This is a genomic window from Leifsonia sp. 71-9, assembly GCF_001898805.1.
Lineage (GTDB): Bacteria > Actinomycetota > Actinomycetes > Actinomycetales > Microbacteriaceae > Leifsonia.
This window is the reverse complement of record NZ_MKVJ01000021.1, coordinates 479,977-498,149: the sequence shown is the minus strand read 5'-3', so window position 1 is coordinate 498,149 and position 18,173 is coordinate 479,977. Positions and strand designations below refer to the sequence as shown.

Sequence of the window (18,173 nt, the reverse complement as noted above, 5' to 3'; positions counted from 1 at the left end):
CGATGGCGATCGTGCGACCGCCGACGGATCGGGGAAGTGACTTCGCACCGTGAGATAGGCGGCGGGCGGGAGAACGACCACGGCGAGCGCGGCCGTCACCACGAACGGGCCCGCCGCATCCCGCAGCACGATCGCGGCTGCGACCGCGAACAGGACGCAGAACAGCATGAGCAGCCAGAGCGGCCCGCGCGCCAGACGACGGAATGCGTCCCAGGCGAGTCGGCGCACCATCCGCTCGTCGACCACGATGTCGCTCTGCAACCCCACCCGCTCCACGCGGCCATCCTAGGGGGCGCCGTTCGGGAGCCGCTTCCCCCGGGCCGGGGACAGGCCCCATCCATCCACTTGACGCAACACGCCGCCTCCCCGAGTGGAGAGACGGCGTGTTGTGACGACTCGTTGGCCCGGCGGCGAGTCAGCGCTTCTTCTGGCTCTTCTCCTGCGCCGGGAGGGTGCCCGCGGCGCGGTGCTCGGCGAAGTAGGCGCGGGCCTCGGCCTGGCGCTCGCCCTCGGCGCCGGTGGCGATCTTGGCGCGGACCAGCTCGGGGCCGTAGCCGAACGCGTCGACCAGGTCGACGGCGTGCGGGCGGATGCGCGTGAGCAGGCGGTCGATGTAGGCGGTGACGGCCTGTGCACGCTGCGGCGAGAGGCGGCCGTGGATGAGGTACCAGGCGAGGTGCTTCTCGATCAGCTGGAAGCCGAACAGGTCGCGCAGCCAGGTGAGCACCTGCTTGGTGCCGGCGTCGGGAGCCTGCTCCAGCGCCTCCGTGAATGCCTCCCACTGCAGCAGCTCGCCGTGGGCGCGGGCGGCCTCGATGAGCTCGTTCTGCTGTGCGTTGAACAGCTCGGCGGCGGCCTTCTTGTTCAGCTTGGAGGCGGGGCGCAGCCGGCCGGCGATCTCGCCGACCATCGTCTCCACGCGGTCGGTGAGCAGTTCCCGCTGGGTCGCCGACTCCTGCAGCCAGTTGACCGAGCGCGCGGTCGAGCCGAAGTCGCGCACCGTCTGGGCGACGGACCGCAGCCCGCTGCCGTGGTAGGCGCGGCCGGCGGCGTGGGTGACGACGTAGCGCGCGAGCGCGCCGGCGTCCGCCTTGGCGAACTTGCGGCTGAAGTCCGTCAGCAGACGCTTCGCGACCAGCTGCAGCAGCACGTTGTTATCGCCCTCGAAGGTGACCCAGATGTCGAGGTCCTGGCGGAGCGAGGTGATGCGGTTCTCGGTCAGGAAGCCGGAGCCGCCGCACGCCTCGCGCGCCTCCTGCAGCGTGTCGAGCGCGTGCCACGTGCTCAGCGGCTTGAGCGCGGCGGCGATGGTCTCGAGGTCCTGCCGGTCGTCGTCCGTCGCGGCCGTGCCGCTGAAGACGTCGTCGAACTTGTGCAGGAACACCTCGTGCGCGAAGCTCGCCGCATACGTGGTCGCGAGCAGCGGGAGCAGGCGGCGCTGGTGACGCTGGTAGTCGAGCAGCACCTCCTCGTCGGTGTCGCTCCCGGCCGTGAACTGGCGACGCTCGGCGGCATAGGTGAGCGCGATCTTCAGGCCGATCTTCGACGCGATCGTCGCGGACCCGTCGAGCGAGACCCGGCCCTGCACGAGCGTCCCGAGCATGGTGAAGAAGCGGCGGCCGGGGCTCTGGATGGGCGAGGTGTACGTGCCGTCCTCGGCCACGTCGCCGTAGCGGTTGAGCAGATCGGTGCGCGGGATGCGCACGCCGGTGAAGTGGAGGCGGCCGTTGTCGATGCCGTTCAGGCCGCCCTTCTGACCGTCGTCCTCGCCGCCGACGCCGGGCAGGAACGCGCCGTCCGCATCCCGGATCGGCACGTAGAAGGCGTGGACGCCGTGGTTGACGTTCTTGGTGACGAGCTGGGCGAACACGACGGCCGCGGTCGCGTCGACCGCCGCGTTGCCGAGGTAGTCCTTCCAGGCGCCGCGGAACGGGGTGTCGAGCACGAACTCCTGCGACTCGGGGTCGTAGGTCGCGGTCGTGGCGATGCTCGCGACATCCGAGCCGTGCCCGGTCTCCGTCATCGCGAACGCGCCGGGCACGTCGAGCGACATGATCCCGGGCAGGTACTTCTCGTGGTGCGGAGCGGTGCCGAGGTGCAGCACCGCCGCACCGAACAGGCCCCACTGCACGCCCGACTTGATCTGCAGCGACGGGTCGGCCGTCACCAGCTCCTCGAACGCGGCGATGTTGCCGCCGTGGTCGTCCTCGCCGCCGACGGACTTCGGGAAGGCGCGGTGCACCTGCCCGTTCTCGACGAGCAGACCGAGCTGACCGAAGACGCGCTTGCGGTGGTCGGCGACCGAGAGACCCTCGATCTTCTGCATCTCCGGGCGGCTGGAGAGCTCCCGAGACGCCAGACGCGCCTCGGCCCAGTCGCCGAGCAGCTGACGGCCCAGCGCCTCGACATCGACCCGCGGCGAGGCGCCCGCGGCGGAGGCCGGATTGGGGCGGGATGCGGCGGCAGGGGTGGCGGGGACGCGCTCGGCGGTGTCAACCATGAGTTCCTCTTCGATTCTCTCGGGGTCTCTGCCACGGTACGACCGCTTCACACAGAGCGGAAACGCGCGGTGCGCCGCCTACAAAACGCGACGGCGACGTCCGCAACGGGATTGGTGGGATCCTCCAAAACAGAGTGCTCCGGCTTGGAGGATCCGCAACCTCAGGCCGCGCGGCGGGCCTGCCGCGGGGCGGCGCGCAGGGCGTCGCGGGCGGGGGCCGCATCCCGGCCGGTGATGACGCTGCCGGGGTTCAGCTGGGCGTCGCGCTCGATGCGCGCACCGTTGCCGATCATCGCGTCGGACCCGATCTTCGCGTTGCTGCCGATCTTGACGTTGCTGCCCACGACGCTGCCCGCGCCGATGTGGACGTTCGCACCCACGAAGGTGCGGTCGCCGATCGTCGTGCCGCGGTCGATCCAGCTGCCGGCGCCGACATAGGCGTCGAGACCCACGCGCGCGTCGGCCTCCACGTAGGCGGTCGGCTCGATGTACGCCGACTCGGCCACCCGTGCGGTCGGAGCCACCAGCCCCCGGCCGTTGGCGTGCCGCCGATACCTGATCACTGCGCCGGTCTCGTCTTCGAGCTCCTCGATCATCCGTGCCATCGTCTCCTCCTTCGAGATCGTCGCGTATCCGAACATCTGTACAACACCGGGGGACGCGAGAAGATTCCCTGATCGCCCCAGAGAACGGCCACCGTACGCCGAGGAGCGTCGGGAGACCAGGGGTACAGATGGGAGACGGCTGGGGAGACGGTGGCAGATGGCCGAGCGGCGGCCCCGGAGGCTAGCCCTGCGCGGCCACCACGTCGATGAGCGCCTGTCCGTAGGCCTCGCGCTTCTTGGCGCCGATCCCGCTGATGCCGTCGAGGTCGCCCAGGCTCGCCGGACGGGCGGAGGCGACGGCGCGCAGGGTGGCGTCGCCGAAGACGATGTAGGCGGGGACCCCCTGCGACTTCGCCTCGCCCGCTCGCCAGGAGCGCAGCGCCTCGAAGAGCGGGAGGTCGGTCGGGGCGACGTCGGCCGGGGCCGCGCTGCGGGAGGACCGGCTGGCGCGCTCGGGCCGCTCGGGCTCGCGGCGCAGGATGACGGGCCGCTTGCCTGCCAGCACCTCGGCGCTGCCGGGCGTGAGCACGAGCACGCCGTACTCGCCCTCCGGCTTGAGTAGCTCCTGCGCGATGAGCTGACGGACGACGCCGCGCCACTGGCTCTCGGAGAGGTCGGCGCCGATGCCCCAGGTGGAGAGGGCGTCGTGGCCGTGCTGGTCGACGCGCGGCGTGCGCTTGCCGCGCACGATGTCGACGAGGTGCCCGGCGCCGAAGCGCTGGTTGCGCTCACGGGCCAGCCGCACGACGGTCGAGAGGAGCTTCTGGGCCGGTACGGTGCCGTCCCAGCTCTCGGGCGGCGTGAGGCAGGTGTCGCAGTTTCCGCACGGCTCCGAGCGCTGGCCGAAGTAGCCGAGCAGGTTGACCCGGCGGCACTGCACCGTCTCGCAGAGGGCGAGCATGGCGTCCAGGTGCTGGGTCAGCCGACGGCGGTGCGCGAGGTCGCCCGGGGAGTCGTCGATCATGCGGCGCTGCTGCACCACATCCTGCAGCCCGTAGGCGAGCCACGCGGTCGACGGGAGGCCGTCGCGGCCGGCGCGACCCGTCTCCTGGTAGTAGCCCTCGACGGACTTCGGGAGGTCGATGTGGGCGACGAAGCGGACGTTCGGCTTGTCGATGCCCATGCCGAACGCGATGGTCGCGACGACGATCACGCCCTCCTCGCGGAGGAACCGCGCCTGGGTCCTGGCGCGCAGGCCGGCGTCGAGCCCGGCGTGGTACGGCAGGGCCGTGAGGCCGCGGGCGGAGAGGAACTCCGCCGTGCGCTCGACCGAGTTGCGCGACAGGGCGTAGACGATTCCCGCCTCGCCGGGGTGCTCGACGGTGATGAAGTCGAGCAGCTGCTTGCGCACCTCCACCTTCGGCACGATGCGGTACTGGATGTTGGGCCGGTCGAAGTCGGCGACGAAGTGCTCGGCGCCCTCCAGCCGGAGGCGCGTCGTGATCTCGCGATGCGTCGCGTCGGTCGCGGTGGCGGTCAGCGCGATGCGGGGGACCTCGGGCCAGCGATCGGCCAGCTCGGAGAGGGCCAGGTAGTCCGGCCGGAAGTCGTGACCCCACTGGGAGACGCAGTGGGCCTCGTCGATCGCGAAGAGGGCGATGCGGCCCCGCTCGAGGAAGCGCTTGGTCGCCTCGGACGACAGGCGCTCGGGCGCGACGTAGAGGATGTCGAGCTCGCCGGCGAGGTACGCGCTCTCCACGGCGGCCCGCTGCTGCGGATCCTGCGTGGAGTTGAGGAACGCCGCCCGCACGCCGACGGCGGTGAGGGCGTCGACCTGGTCCTGCATGAGGGCGATGAGCGGCGACACGACGACGCCGGTCCCCTCGCGGACCAGGGACGGGATCTGGTAGCAGAGGCTCTTGCCGCCACCGGTCGGCATCAGCACGACGGCGTCGCCGCCGGAGACCACCTGGTCGATGATCCGCGCCTGATCGCCGCGGAAGCTGTCGTAGCCGAACACCGTCTTGAGCGCTTCGGCGGGAGTCGAGAAGCGCGGTGCAGTGACCGCGGGGGCACGGGTCACCGGGGCGCGAGTCGCGGTGGGCGCGGATCCGCCGGCGAGCGGTGCGCCGACGGGCGGAGCGTCGTCGTACGGCACCCCCGCGTACGGGTCGTCGCCGAAGTCGGGCAGCGGCGGCTCGTCCTCCAGCGGCGGCGCGTCGCGATCGTCCGGCACCCAGGCGTTCCAACTCATGCCCCGATCGTAACGACGACGCCTGACCGTCGCCCCCGGGGCCGTGAATCTGTGGATGCTCGCCGCACTCCACAGGCCTCCGATACGATCACCGCATGCGTCGGCTCATCGTCACCGAGTTCATGTCGCTCGACGGCGTCGTCGAGGCGCCGGGCGGCGAGCGCAGCCACCGCCACGGCGGCTGGACCTTCCCCTATGCGACCGACGCCCTGGAGGCCGCGAAACTCCAGGAGATCCGCGAGGCGGACTCCCTGCTCCTCGGGCGGCACACGTACGAGCAGTTCGCCGAGGCGTGGCCGCCGCGCGAGGGCGCGTTCGCCGACCGGATGAACAGCCTCCCGAAGACCGTGGTCGCCTCCGGGCGCGAGCCGCTCGACTGGAACGCCTCGCGGCTTGACACGGCGGCCTCCGGCACGGTGCGCTCCGCCGTGGCCGCGCTCAAGGAGGGCGACGGCGGCCCCATCCTGGTCGCCGGCAGCGCGACCCTCGTCCGCTCGCTCGTCGTCTGGGGCCTCGTCGACGAGCTCCGTCTCCTCATCTACCCCGTGCTGCTCGGCGGCGGCCGGCGCATCTTCCCGGACGACCGGGAGAAGTGGACGTTCGAGCTCGCCGAGCTCGACCGCTACGACAGCGGCGCCGTCCTCCACGTCTACCGCTTGGCCGGGAGCTGATGCCGGCCGTCGCGCTCGGCCTCCTCAGCGCCATCGTCTACGGGTCCGCCGACTTCGTCGGTGGCGTGGCGGCGCGGCGCATCGGGGCCCTCCGGGTGACCGCCGTCGGGGCGGTCAGCGGGCTGGCGCTGCTCCTCCTCTCCCTCCCCCTCGTCGGCGGCGCGTGGACGCCCGCCGCGCTCGGCTGGGGAGCGCTCTCCGGGGTGGTCGGCTCGATCGCCGTCTTCCTCCTCTATGCGTGCCTCGCGATCGGGCCGATGAGCATCCTGTCGCCCCTCACCGCCGTCGTCTCGGCGATCGTCCCGCTGACCTGGGGACTGATCGGCGGCGACCGCTTCGCCCCGATCGGCTACGTCGCTCTCGGGGTGGCTCTGGTCGCGGTCGTGCTGGTCGGCTTCGTGCCGGAGCGCGGCGCCGTCCGGCCCAGCGGCCGTGCCCTGCTCATGGCGGTGGGAGCCGGCGTCTTCATCGGGGCGTTCCTCATCCTGCTCGACCAGACCCCGGCCGACTCCGGCGTCGTGCCGCTGATCGCCAACCGCGCCGTCAACGGGGCCATCATGTGGAGCGTCGTCGGGCTCGCCGTGCTGCGCGCGCGGACGCGGCCCCCCGGCGCCGACCGGTTCACGGCGCGCGGCACCGGCCTCGCCGCGGCCAGCGGTGTGCTCGACGCCTCGGCCAACGTGCTCATCCTGATCGGCCTGCGGGCGGGCGACCTGGCGACGATGTCGGTGCTGGTCGCGCTGTACCCGGCCGGGACGATCATCCTGGCCGCCATCGTGCTGCGGGAGCGCATCGCTCCCGTCCAGTGGATCGGGCTCGCCCTCGCCGTCGGCGCCGCCGGCATGCTCGCCGCCGCCTGACCCCCCTCCGAGATTTGGCACAAATGTCGACTTCGGCGCCCCCATTCCCTACATTTGTGCCAAATCTCGGAGGGGCGGGCCGGGATACGGTGGAGGGATGGACGCCGACGCCCGCGCACGCGCGACGCAGAGACTCGAGCTGCTGCGGGTCATGCGCGCCGGCCGCGACCGCGTGGACGAGGTGCTCGCGATCATCCGCGACTCCGACAGCGACGACGGCGCGGCGGCGGCGATCGGTGAGCTGCTGGGCTGCGACGCCGGCACGGCCTTCGCTGTCCTCTCCCTGCAGTTGCGGCGGTTCCGCGTGCGCCCGACCGACCTCCTCACCGCCGAGATCGACGAGTTGGAGGCCGCGCTGAGCGCACCCGCCAGCGCGCCCGCCGCAGCGCCCGCACCCGCGCCCTCCGCGCCGTTCCGTCCCCGCGACGAGTACACCTCCCGCGAGCACCGGTACTCCCTCGGCACGGTGGAGGCGACGGGCGAGCCCTACGCGTCCGTGCCGGTGACGACGGGCGTGGCCGACTACGAGGAGTTCTACCGCCTGACGCCGGAGCAGCACGCCCGCTTCCTCGCCGACCCCGACGCCGCGCTCGCGTTCGTGGAGGAGTGCCGCCTGCGGGAGCACGACGACCTCCTGCTGCAGCAGCCGGGCTGGAACCGCGGCACTCCCTCCTGACCCGCGCGCATTCGGCACGAATGTGCGTTATGGCGGCGCCATTCCCGCGATTCGTGACGAATGTGCGGGAGGGAGGCGGCGCGTCAGCCCAGCGCGACCACGCGGGAGGTCGCGGCGGAGCGGCTCGCCGCCTCGACCACGCGGGTGAGCTCGAGCGCGTGACGGAGGTTGTCCTCGGCGACGGTGCCCGCGTGGATGTGGTCGACCCACTGGTCGAACGCGCCGGGCACGCCGTCGGGGACGGGCAGCTCGCTCCAGCCCTCGCCGTACCTCCCGCCCGAGACGAGCAGGCGCTCGCCGTCGTAGATCGCGGCGCCGCCGGTCCCCCGCAGCTCGATCCCGAACGCGTGCGGCGCGGCGACGACGCTCGTCTCGAGCACGCCGATCGCGCCGCCGGGGAAGGTCTCGGTGACCACGGCGTTGTCCTCGACCGCCCGGCCGGTGATGCTCCCGAAGGCGGCGCTCACGGTGAGCGGCTCCGCCCGCTGGAAGAGGCGGGTGAGGTAGACGGGGTGGCAGCCGAGGTCGATGAACGCACCGCCGAGCGCGGCCGAGGGGTCGCCGAAGCGGTCGGGCAGCCAGCCGGCGACCCAGCCGTCGTGGGTGAGGCGGACGCGCGAGTAGGTGAGGGTGCCGAGAGCGCCCTCGTCCAGGAGGCGCGAGATCGCCTGCGTGTAGCCGTCGTAGAGGCGCGGCAGCGAGACGACGAGCGCGACACGGGCGGCGGAGGCCGCGGCGATGAGCTCCTCCGCGTCGGCGACCGTCGCGGCGAGGACCTTCTCCGTGAAGACGTGCTTGCCGGCGGCGATCGCGCGCAGGATCACGTCGCGGTGCTGGTTCGTCGCGGTGGTGACCGTGACGCCGTCGAGGCCGGGCCGGGCGAGCAGCTCGTCCAGGTCGGCGACGAACTCGACGCCGTAGGAGGCCGCGGCCTCGCGCCCGCGCTGCTCGTCGTCGTCCCAGATCGCCACCAGCTCGGTGCCGGGATGCTCCTGCGCGGCCGTGGCGTAGTCGCTCGCGTGCACGTGCCAGAAGCCGATTGCGGCGATCGTCAGCGGTTTCGTCATAGGAGCCTCCTCGCCCGAGGGTATCGTGGGTCGCCGAGCAGGGAGGGCGCCGATGAGCACACCGCACGATCCGGCCGACGATCTGGAGAACGGCCGCGAGCACCTGGGCGACGTCAGCCAGGCGGTCCAGGACTTCGCCAGCGAGCAGGAGGGCTACCACAAGGGGCTGTCCGCGCGTCAGCTGCAGATGATCGCCATCGGCGGCGCGATCGGCACGGGCCTGTTCCTCGGTGCGGGAGGCCGCCTCGAGCAGGGCGGACCGCTCCTGGTCTTCGTGTACGCGATCTGCGGCTTCTTCGCGTTCCTGGTGCTGCGGGCGCTCGGCGAGCTGGTGCTGCACCGGCCGTCGTCCGGCTCGTTCGTGTCGTACGCGCGCGAGTTCTACGGCGAGAAGATGGCGTACGTCGCCGGGTGGATGTACTTCCTCAACTGGGCCATGACCGCGATCGTCGACTCCACGGCGATCGCGCTCTACGTGAAGTACTGGACGCTCTTCACCTCCGTGCCGCAGTGGCTGCTCGCCCTGATCGCGCTCGTGGTCGTCGTGAGCCTCAACCTGATCTCGGTGAAGGTGTTCGGCGAGATGGAGTTCTGGTTCGCGCTGATCAAGGTGGGGGCGCTCGTGGCGTTCCTGGTCGTGGGCATCGTGGTGCTGGCGGCGGGATGGCCGACCGACCTGGGCCCGACGGGCATCGCGATGCTGGCCGAGAACGGCGGGTTCCTCCCGCACGGCGTCGCCACCATCGCGATGGCGATCGTGCTCGTGCAGGGCGTCGTGTTCGCCTACGCCGGGGTGGAGCTGGTCGGCATCGCGGCGGGCGAGACCGCGAACCCGGAGAAGATCATGCCGCGCGCGATCAACAGCGTCGTGTTCCGCATCGCGGTGTTCTACTGCGGCTCGGTGCTGCTGCTGGCGCTGCTGCTGCCGTCGAGCGCGTACAGCGCGAGCGAGAGCCCGTTCGTCACCTTCTTCAGCCACCTCGGCGGCCCGCAGCTGAGCGCGGTCATCGGCTCGGTCATGAACTTCGTCGTGCTGACCGCGGCGCTCTCCAGCTTGAACGCGGGGATGTACTCGACCGGCCGCATCCTGCACTCGATGGCGCAGACCGGCGCCGCCCCCGCCTTCACCGGCCGGATGAACCCGCGCGGCGTGCCGTACGGCGGCATCCTGCTCACCGCGGCGATCGGCGTGCTGGGCGTCTTCCTCAACCTCGTGGTGCCCAAGCAGGCGTTCGACATCGTGCTGAACGTCGCCGCCCTGGGCATCATCACGAGCTGGGCGATGATCATCCTCTGCCAGATGCAGCTGCGGCGGTGGTCGTTGCAGGGGCGGATGACGCGCCCGTCGTTCCGCCTCTTCGGCGCGCCGTTCACGGCCTACCTGACGCTCGCGTTCCTCGTGCTCGTGCTGGTGCTGATGGCGTTCGACTACCCGACGGGGACGTGGACGGTCGCCTCGCTCGTGGTCATCATCCCGCTGCTGATCATCGGCTGGTACGCGCAGCGCGGCCGCATCCTCGAGATCGCCCAGAAGCGCGAGGGATACACGGGAGCCCACCCCGTCGTCGCCTCGCGCCGTCCGCCCCGCCCACCGCGTCCACCGCGCCGCCCCTGAGCCGAAGTTCACGTCGTGGCGCTCATTCCGGCCGGAATGGGCGCCACGTCGTGAACCTCGGCGAAAGGCCGGGGCTCTCCCGGTCGGCTTGTAAGGCTAGCCTTGCCTCTCTAGGCTGAAGGCGACATGAAGAACATCAGCACGCGACTCCTCCTCACCTGCGCCGCCATCGGCGTGGCCGGCGGCATCGTCTTCTCGATCTCCGCCTACATCTCGGGCACGGTCGCCGCGGCGGCCCCGATGTTCTACGGCGCGGTGATCGGCGTGTACTTCCTACCGGGCGTGATCGCCCAGGCGCTGCTGCGCCGCGGCGGGGTCGCCCTGATCACGTCGGTGATCGCCGGGCTGGTGTCGGTGCCGTTCCAGCCGATCGGGTTCGCGGCCGTCATGGCGGCCGGCTCGATCGGGCTGCTGCAGGAGGTGCCGTTCGCGATCACGCTGTACCGGTACTGGAGGGCGTGGCTGTTCTACGTGGCGGTCACCATCGCCGGGCTGATCTTCGGATTCGGCGTCTTCATCGCGCAGGGCGCCGATCTGGCGGAGCCGTGGGTGCAGGTCGTGCACATCGGACTGTTCGTCGTCAGCCCCATCCTCTTCACCTGGCTCGGTCGCGTCGTCGCCGCCGGGCTCGACCGCACCGGAGCTGGCCGCGGACTGCAGCTGCCGATCGTGCGCCCGCGCCGCCGCGACGCCGGCCCGCTGCCGATGATGGCCGCCTGACCGCCGTGACGGCGGGGCCCGCGCCCCTGCGGGTGCAGGGGGTGCGCATCCGGCACGAGGGCGCCGAGACGTGGACGCCGGACGGGGTGGATGTCGCCGTCGCGCCGGGCGAGGTGCTGCTCGTGCTCGGGCCGAGCGGTTGCGGCAAGTCGACGCTGGCGCTCGCGCTGAACGGCCTGGTGCCGCACGCGGTCCCGGCGACGCTCGAGGGCACGGTCGCCGTCGCCGGCGTGGACACGGCGGGCGCGCGCGTGGCCGATCTCAGCGAGCACGTGGGGATGGTGTTCCAGGATCCCGACGCGCAGCTGGTGACCGCGACGGTGCTGGACGAGGTGTGCTTCGGCCCCGAGAACCGCCTCGTGCCCGCCGCCGAGGTGCTCGCACGCGCGGAGCGGGCACTGCGGGCGGTGGGGCTCTGGGAGCGCCGGGCCGACGATCCCGACACCCTCTCCGGCGGCGGCAAGCAGCGCCTGGCGATCGCGTGCGCGCTGGCGCTGGACGCTCCCCTCCTGGTGCTGGACGAGCCCACCGCGAACCTCGATCCCGCGGGCGCCGAGGAGGTGTACCGGCTGCTGGGAGAGCTGGTGGCCGACGACTCCGGGCGGTCCGTCGTGCTGGTCGAGCACAACCTCGACGCCGCGATGGGCATCGTCGACACGGTGCTGGTGCTGGATGCCGACGGCCGGCCCGTCGCCCACGGCCCGGCCGCGACGGTGCTGCGCGAGCGGGCGGAGGAGCTGGCCGCCCTGGGCGTCTGGCTGCCGACCGCGACGATCGCCGCTCTGCGCCTGCGCGGCGCCGGCCTGACGCTCGACCCGTTGCCCCTCACGCCCGAGGACCTCACCGCGGGGCTGGCGTCCGCGGACGGCCCCCTCCGCGCGACGGGAACCGAACCGTCCGCGACGGCCACCACCACCCCCGCGGCCACCGCCACGCCCGCCGCCACCGCCTCCCCCGCGACTCCCGCCCCGGCGGACGCGCCCGCCCCGGTTGACGCCCCCGCCGTCGCCGTCTCCCGCCTCACCCTCCGCCGCGGACGCCGGGAGGTGCTGCACGACGTCTCCCTCCGCATCGCGCCGGGCGACTTCGTCGCGATCGTCGGCCCGAACGGCGCCGGCAAGAGCACCCTCGTCCAGGCGATCGCGGGCGTGCTGCGACCGCCCCGCGGCACGGTGGCCCTCGGCCGCGCCGGCACCGAGGGCGTCGACCCGGCCCGTGCGTCGGCGGGCGCGCTCGCCGCGACGGTCGGCTTCGTCTTCCAGAACCCCGAGCACCAGTTCGTCGTCCACACCGTCGCCGACGAGCTCGCCTACGGCCTCCGCCAGCAGCACCGCCCCGCCGCGGAGATCGACGAGCGGGTCGAGCGGATGCTCGCGACGCTCGGTCTCGGCGCCCAGCGCGACGCGCACCCCTTCCTCCTCTCGGGCGGCCAGAAGCGACGGCTCTCGGTCGGGACGGCGCTGATCGCGGGCGCCCCGCTGCTGGTGCTCGACGAGCCGACGTTCGGCCAGGACCGGGCCCGCGCGGCCGAGCTGCTGGAGCTGTTGGCCGCGCTCAACGCCGCCGGCACGACGGTCGTCGTCGTGACGCACGACCTGGGGCTGGCCGCCGAGTACGCCTCGCACGTCGCCGTGATCGACGACGGTCGCGTCGCCGCGTTCGGCGCGGCGGCGGCCATCCTGCGCGACGCCGCCCTGCTGGAGCGCTCGGGGCTGCGCCAGCCTCCACTCGTCCGCGCGCTCGCCGATCCGCGCGTGCCCGCGGCGGTGCGCGGTGCCACCCGGCTGCGCGACCTGCCGGGAGGAGCGCCGTGACCTTCCTCGCCGCCGACCCCTACGGCACCGGGGCGCCGCCCGCCGGCCGGTTCCTGCACCACCTCAACCCGCTCGCGAAGGTGGCCGCGGTCGTTCCGGCGTGGGTCGCCCTGCTCTTCACCCGGGACGTGGTCACCCCGCTCGTGCTCCTGCTGCTCGGGATGCTGCTCCTGCTCGTCGGGGCACGGCTGCGGCCCGGAGGGCTGGCCGCCCTGCTCGTGGGGGTGCCCGTGGTCGTGCTGGTGATGGCGATCAGCTTCGGGTTCTGGACCGACCCGTCGCGCGTCGCCGATCGCACGGTGCTCTTCTCAATCGGCGCGTTCGACTACACGGCGGGTGCGCTCGCCGTCGGGTTCGCGACCGCCCTGCGCCTGACGGCCCTCGTCGTCCTCGCGCTCGTCGGCGGCCTCACGACGACGGGGCCGGACCTCGCGCGGGCGCTCGTGGCGCAGCTGCGCATCCCGTACCGCATCGGCTACACGGCCGTCGCCGCGTACCGGTTCGTTCCGCGGTTCGGCGCCGAGCTGACGCTGATCCGGCAGGCGCAGCGCGTGCGCGGCGTGGCCCCGGGGCGCGGGCCGGTCGCCGCGTTCCGCCGGGCGTTCGCGGCGGTCGTGCCGCTGCTGGCGTCGAGCATCCGGCACGCCGACCGGATGGCGCTGGCGATGGAATCGCGCGCGTTCGGCGCGCATCCCACCCGCACCGAGCGGACGCCGTCGCGCTGGCGCGTGCGCGACACCGTCTTCACCCTCGCGGGCTGGGCGGTGACCGCCGCGGTGTTCGTGCTGGTCGCCCGCTGACCCGCGGGCGACCGACGCCGGTCAGGAGCCGGAGGGCCCCTCGTTGCCGGCCGACTCGTCCGTGATGACGAGCCCGGAGGCGCGGCCGGCGGCGACGATCATCGACTCGATCCAGTCGCGGTTGATGCTGATGGCGCGGGAGCCGCTGTAGTAGATGTGGATCGGCACGCCGTTGTCCACCCAGATGGCGTGGCGTCCGCTGCCGCGCTCGACCGGGAGCGGCCAGGAGAGGAAGAAGTTCTCCCCGCGCCGGAGCTTCGTGCTGATGACGATCTGCAGGTGCGTCAGCACCCGGTCGTCGATCTCGAAGCTCTCACCGTTGTACGCGAGTGTTCCCACAGCCAAGCCTTTCACCGGCGCCGGGACGGGTGTGGCGCCTCCTGGCAGGATACCCGCCCCGGGCGACGCTCGGCACGAGGCGCGGTACAGTCGATGCAACGACCCGCACCCAGCTTCCGGAGGTACTCCCGCACATGATCGTCAACCGGCTCACCGTGGATGGAAAAGACTACTTCCTGCCGGAGCCGGTGACGGAGCTGCGCACGAAGATCCTCGAGGCGGTCAAGGCCGGCGGCGGCTACGTCAACATCCCGCCGCTGCGCGGAGGGCCCGGCGTCGACATCCTGTTCTCCCCGGGCATGCCGGTGGTGTGGACGCAGATCGACGTCGGCGGAGACGGCTCCGCCGACTCCGGGATCGTCGAGCCCGACGCGGACCTCGACAGCCTCTGAGCCGTCCGGTCCGTCCGCGCGCCCGGGACCGCTAGGCCCGGGCGTACTCGCGCAGCCACGCGCCGAACTGCTGTTCGTCGGCGGGCTGGGCGATGAGGTAGCCCTGTGCTCGGTCGCAGCCGAGGGCGCGCAGCCGGTCGAGCTGGGCTCGCGTCTCCACGCCTTCACCCACGGTGCGGATGCCGCGCTCGTGCGCGAAGTCGATGACGGTGGCGATGGAGCGCTCTGCGTCGTCCGGCGCCACCAGGCGGCGGTCGAGCTTCAGCTCGGACGCGCGCAGGTCGAGCACCCGGCGCTGCGACGAGTGACCGGCTCCGAAGTCGTCGATGGAGACGACGACGCCCAGGTCGCGCAACCCGTCGAGCCGTTCGGCGACGAGTGCGGGATCGGCGATCACCGTCTCCTCCGTGACCTCCAGGGTGAGGCGGGTCGGGTCGATCCCCGAGGTGTCGATCTCCTCGCGGACGCTCAGGTAGAACTCCTCGGTCGCCAGCTGCGAGGGCGCCACGTTCACGGCGACGTCCAGCGGCCGTCCCTTGCGCTGCCACGACACGGCGGCCCGGCAGCCAGCGCGGAGCATCTGCCGACCGAGCTGGTGGATGGCGCGGGTGCGCTCCGCGATCGGGATGAAGACCGCGGGCGGCACGAAGCCCAGTTCGGGATGCCGCCAGCGGCCGAGCAGCTCGGCCGCCACGACGCGTCCGGTCGGCACCGAGATCTGGGGCTGGAAGAAGGGGACGATCTGCTCGTCCTCCACCGCGACGGGCAGCTCGGCGACGAGGCGCTCGATGCTGCTCGACTCACGGATCAACGACATATATGCGATCGTTCCCGATCCGCATCCGAGAGTCAACGGGGGTTGCAATCGTCTTAAAGGGGTGTATACACCGATCCGACTCCCGTCTCTATCCCTCCCGCCCGCGGATTCCGCACCGGATAATAGAAAGCGTCCGACCCGAATCGCCCCGTAGTAGTGCCGGGCCGCCCACCGAGGAGCCGCATGACCTTCGTCGCCTCCGACGAGATCGACGCCACACCCGTGCAGCGTCGCAACAACGTCCGCGTGAGCGGTGCCGCCACCGGCCGGCCGATGATGTTCGCGCACGGCTTCGGCTGCAGCCAGGAGATGTGGCGCCTGGTCGCGCCCTCGTTCGAGGCGGAGCACCCGGTGGTGCTGTTCGATCTGGTCGGCTCGGGAGGGTCGGATCTCGCCGCGTACGACGCCGGCAAGTACGACTCCCTGCACGGCTACGCCGACGACGTGATCGAGATCGCGGAGGAGCTCGGTCTGACCGACGCGGTCTTCGTCGGCCACTCGGTCAGCTCGATGATCGGCGTGCTCGCGGCGATCCGCCGGCCCGATCTCTTCGGCGCGCTCGCGCTGGTCTCCCCGTCGCCGCGCTATGTCGACGACGACGGCTACCGCGGCGGCTTCAGCCAGGAGGACATCGACGGCCTGCTCGACGCCCTGGACCGCAACTACCTCAACTGGTCGGCGACGCTCGCGCCGCAGATCATGGGCAACCCCGGCTTCCCGGAGCTCGGCGACGAGCTCACCGAGAGCTTCTGCCGCACCGACCCCGAGATCGCCCGGCAGTTCGCCCAGGTGACGTTCCTGTCGGACAACCGCCGCGACCTCGCCAAGGTCACCGTGCCGACGCTGATCCTCCAGAGCTCGGACGACATCATCGCGCCCGTCGAGGTGGGCCGGCACGTGCACGAGAACATCGCGGGCAGCACCTTCGTGCAGCTCGACGCGACCGGGCACTGCCCCCACCTGTCGTCGCCGCAGGAGGTCGAGTCCGCGCTCCGCGCATTCGTCGAGGTCACCGCGACGCGATGACGACGGACGATCTGGCCGCGCTCTACGACGCGGCGCCCTGCGGCCTGCTCACCACCGACCCGGAGGGGCGCATCACCCGGGCGAACGCCGCCCTCGCGGCCTGGACCGGCTACTCCCGCGACCAGCTCGCGGGCCGGACGTTCGCCGAGCTCCTCGACCCCGGGAGCCGGATCTTCTACGAGACCCGCCAGCTGCCCGTCCTGCTGCTCGACGGCGAGGTGCACGAGGTCGCGGTGAACGTGATCGCCGCCGACGGCACTCGGCTGCCCGCCCTGATGAACTCCACGACGGTGACGGATGCGGACGGCGCCCTCGAGCGGATCGACGTGGCCGTGTTCGACGCCAGCCGGCGCGAGGACTGGGAGCGGCAGCTGCTCGCCGCCCGCCGCGCCGCCGAGGAGTCGGAGGCCCGCACGCGCGCGCTGCAGGAGGCCTCGGCGGCCTTCGCGGGCTGCGACACCGAGGACGAGCTCGCCGTGATGCTCGCGGCGGGCGCCCGGCACGCCTTCTCCGCCGCGGACTCCGCGGTCCATTTCGCGACGGCGGGCGGCTTCGTGCTCGCGGGAGGGACGGAGCCCGTCGACCTGCACGCCCTGCTCGGCGACCGCGAGCTCGACGAGCACATCCTCGTGCTGCGGACCGACGAGGAGGAGGACGAGCAGCTCGTCGCGACCCTCGAGGAGGCGCGGGTGGCCGAGATCACCGTGACGCCCCTGCTCGACGGGGATCAGGTGATCGGGGCGATCACCTGCTTCTTCGGCCGGGCGCGCGGGCTCGACGACCTCCAGACCGATCTGCACTACGCGCTCGCCCGCCAGGCCGCGCAGGTGCTCCGCCGCATCCGGCTGCAGGCGCTGCTGGAGGCGTACGCCCTGCACGACCCGCTGACCGGCCTGGCGAACCGCACGGCCCTGCGCAGCAGCCTCAGCGACGCGCTGGCGACGGCGACCGAGGCCCGCACCCCCATCGCGCTGATCTTCGTCGACCTCGACGGCTTCAAAGAGATCAACGACGTCTTCGACCACGGGGTCGGGGACGAGGTGCTCCGGGAGGTGGCGAGCCGGCTGAATGCGAACATCCGGCAGGGCGACGTGGTCGGCCGGTTCGGCGGCGACGAGTTCCTGATCGTGTGCGAGGGCGCGGACGAGGTGGCGGCCGAGGCGATCGCCGAACGCATCCGCGCCGCGATCCGCGCTCCTCTGCTCGGAATCGCGGACGAGCGCGCGATCAGCGCGAGCATCGGCGTCGCGGTCTACCGTCCGGCCGGGCGCGACCCGCTCTCGACGGCCGACATCTTCCGCTTCGCCGACAAGGCGATGTACGCGTCGAAGGACGCCGGCAAGGACCGCGTCAGCGTCACGACGATCTGAGCCACTCGTCCCGGTGGCGCAGGAGGTCGGCCGGGTCGTCGTAGACCAGGGCGGCACCCGCCTCTGTCAGCTCGTCGGCTCCGCTTCCGCCGGAGCGCACCCCGATCGAGCGCACCCCGGCTCGCTGGGCGGCGCGCGCATCCCACACCGCGTCGCCGATCATGATCGCCTGGTCCGCGGTCGCGCCGACCCGGTCGAGCGCGACCTGCAGGATGCCGGGGTCGGGCTTGGCGTCGTCGACGTCGTCGGCCGAGGTCGTGGCGGTCACCGCGTCGCCGGCGTCCAGCGCCTCCAGCAGCAGGTCGAGCTCGTCGTCGGGGGCGGAGGTGGCGAGCACCGTCTGCACGCCGGCGTCGCGCAGCGCGCGCAGCAGGTCGGCGGCTCCCTCGAAGGCGGCGAGGCGGGACGCCATGCCGCGGTAGTTGCGGGAGTGCAGGTCCGTCGCGCGCGCGACCCAGTCGTCGTCGCGCTCGCCCACCAGCGAACGGAGCAGACGGTCGGAGTCCTGGCCGATCGCACGGTGGATGCGCCAGGCGTCCACGTGCACGCCGCATTCGTCGAACGCGCGCTGCCACGCGTCCACGTGCAGGTAGTTGGAGTCGACGAGCGTGCCGTCGACATCGAAGAGGACTGCGGAAACGGTCATACCCCTGCTTACACCCCTTGACAGATTCGTCCACTCCCGTACGTTGGTTAGCGCACTAACC

The 18,173-nt window shown here is 72.3% G+C and carries 17 protein-coding genes; 10 read left to right on the top strand and 7 right to left on the bottom strand.

Annotated features, from left to right (window positions below):
* Positions 1-415: 415 nt before the first annotated feature.
* From BGO91_RS18940 to recQ, 3 genes are all read right to left on the bottom strand, one after another.
* Positions 416-2,500: an acyl-CoA dehydrogenase gene (locus tag BGO91_RS18940; protein ID WP_290474287.1), complete on the bottom strand. Its 2,085-nt coding sequence runs from the start codon at positions 2,498-2,500 to the stop codon at positions 416-418.
* A gap of 161 nt (positions 2,501-2,661) precedes the next feature.
* Complete coding sequence (locus BGO91_RS18935; RefSeq protein WP_290474286.1) at positions 2,662-3,105, bottom strand: DapH/DapD/GlmU-related protein; 444 nt, start codon at positions 3,103-3,105, stop codon at positions 2,662-2,664.
* Positions 3,106-3,286: 181 nt separating this feature from the next.
* Positions 3,287-5,299: a DNA helicase RecQ gene (recQ, locus tag BGO91_RS18930; protein ID WP_290474285.1), complete on the bottom strand. Its 2,013-nt coding sequence runs from the start codon at positions 5,297-5,299 to the stop codon at positions 3,287-3,289.
* A 95-nt stretch (positions 5,300-5,394) separates the two neighbouring features.
* Here recQ and BGO91_RS18925 point away from each other — a divergent pair, with 95 nt between their 5' ends.
* The 3 genes from BGO91_RS18925 (at position 5,395) to BGO91_RS18915 (ending at position 7,506) form a co-directional block, all read left to right on the top strand.
* Entirely contained in the window at positions 5,395-5,970 is a 576-nt protein-coding gene (locus tag BGO91_RS18925) for a dihydrofolate reductase family protein (protein WP_290474284.1), read from the top strand.
* On the top strand, positions 5,970-6,830 hold the full coding sequence (locus BGO91_RS18920; RefSeq protein WP_290474283.1) for an EamA family transporter: 861 nt from the start codon (positions 5,970-5,972) through the stop codon (positions 6,828-6,830). Before BGO91_RS18925 ends, BGO91_RS18920 begins: the two co-directional genes overlap by 1 nt.
* A 97-nt stretch (positions 6,831-6,927) precedes the next feature.
* Positions 6,928-7,506, top strand: coding sequence for a hypothetical protein (locus BGO91_RS18915; protein WP_290474282.1), 579 nt, complete (start codon positions 6,928-6,930; stop codon positions 7,504-7,506).
* 83 nt (positions 7,507-7,589) lie between these two features.
* Here BGO91_RS18915 and BGO91_RS18910 read toward each other — a convergent pair whose 3' ends face one another.
* Positions 7,590-8,573 carry a Gfo/Idh/MocA family oxidoreductase gene (locus BGO91_RS18910; RefSeq protein WP_290474281.1) on the bottom strand — a complete coding sequence of 328 codons (984 nt, stop codon included), beginning with the start codon at positions 8,571-8,573 and terminating at the stop codon, positions 7,590-7,592.
* A 52-nt stretch (positions 8,574-8,625) separates the two neighbouring features.
* Here BGO91_RS18910 and BGO91_RS18905 point away from each other — a divergent pair, with 52 nt between their 5' ends.
* The 4 genes from BGO91_RS18905 to BGO91_RS18890 all read left to right on the top strand — a co-directional run bounded on the left by BGO91_RS18905 (position 8,626) and on the right by BGO91_RS18890 (position 13,522).
* Positions 8,626-10,188: an amino acid permease gene (locus tag BGO91_RS18905; protein WP_290474280.1), complete on the top strand. Its 1,563-nt coding sequence runs from the start codon at positions 8,626-8,628 to the stop codon at positions 10,186-10,188.
* 126 nt (positions 10,189-10,314) lie between these two features.
* Positions 10,315-10,908: an ECF transporter S component gene (locus tag BGO91_RS18900; protein WP_290474279.1), complete on the top strand. Its 594-nt coding sequence runs from the start codon at positions 10,315-10,317 to the stop codon at positions 10,906-10,908.
* 5 nt (positions 10,909-10,913) lie between these two features.
* Positions 10,914-12,722 carry an ABC transporter ATP-binding protein gene (locus tag BGO91_RS18895; RefSeq protein WP_290474278.1) on the top strand — a complete coding sequence of 603 codons (1,809 nt, stop codon included), beginning with the start codon at positions 10,914-10,916 and terminating at the stop codon, positions 12,720-12,722.
* On the top strand, positions 12,719-13,522 hold the full coding sequence (locus BGO91_RS18890) for an energy-coupling factor transporter transmembrane component T (RefSeq protein ID WP_290474277.1): 804 nt from the start codon (positions 12,719-12,721) through the stop codon (positions 13,520-13,522). The genes BGO91_RS18895 and BGO91_RS18890 overlap by 4 nt, the downstream gene beginning before the upstream one ends.
* A gap of 21 nt (positions 13,523-13,543) precedes the next feature.
* Here the strand turns inward: BGO91_RS18890 and BGO91_RS18885 are convergent, their stop codons facing one another.
* Positions 13,544-13,861 (bottom strand): hypothetical protein, encoded by a 318-nt coding sequence (locus tag BGO91_RS18885; protein ID WP_039922040.1) that lies wholly within the window; start codon positions 13,859-13,861, stop codon positions 13,544-13,546.
* 134 nt (positions 13,862-13,995) lie between these two features.
* Here BGO91_RS18885 and BGO91_RS18880 point away from each other — a divergent pair, with 134 nt between their 5' ends.
* Positions 13,996-14,253, top strand: coding sequence for a hypothetical protein (locus BGO91_RS18880; RefSeq protein ID WP_290474276.1), 258 nt, complete (start codon positions 13,996-13,998; stop codon positions 14,251-14,253).
* Between the two features lie 31 nt (positions 14,254-14,284).
* Here BGO91_RS18880 and BGO91_RS18875 read toward each other — a convergent pair whose 3' ends face one another.
* A complete protein-coding gene (locus BGO91_RS18875) occupies positions 14,285-15,070 on the bottom strand; it encodes an EAL domain-containing protein (protein ID WP_290474275.1) in 786 nt (261 codons plus the stop codon).
* Positions 15,071-15,253: 183 nt separating this feature from the next.
* Here BGO91_RS18875 and BGO91_RS18870 point away from each other — a divergent pair, with 183 nt between their 5' ends.
* Positions 15,254-16,096, top strand: coding sequence for an alpha/beta hydrolase (locus tag BGO91_RS18870; protein ID WP_290474274.1), 843 nt, complete (start codon positions 15,254-15,256; stop codon positions 16,094-16,096).
* Positions 16,093-17,466 (top strand): sensor domain-containing diguanylate cyclase, encoded by a 1,374-nt coding sequence (locus BGO91_RS18865; RefSeq protein ID WP_290474273.1) that lies wholly within the window; start codon positions 16,093-16,095, stop codon positions 17,464-17,466. The genes BGO91_RS18870 and BGO91_RS18865 overlap by 4 nt, the downstream gene beginning before the upstream one ends.
* Here the strand turns inward: BGO91_RS18865 and BGO91_RS18860 are convergent.
* Complete coding sequence (locus tag BGO91_RS18860) at positions 17,453-18,112, bottom strand: HAD family hydrolase (RefSeq protein WP_290474272.1); 660 nt, start codon at positions 18,110-18,112, stop codon at positions 17,453-17,455. The two genes, BGO91_RS18865 and BGO91_RS18860, sit on opposite strands and share 14 nt — an antisense overlap.
* Positions 18,113-18,173: the final 61 nt, after the last annotated feature.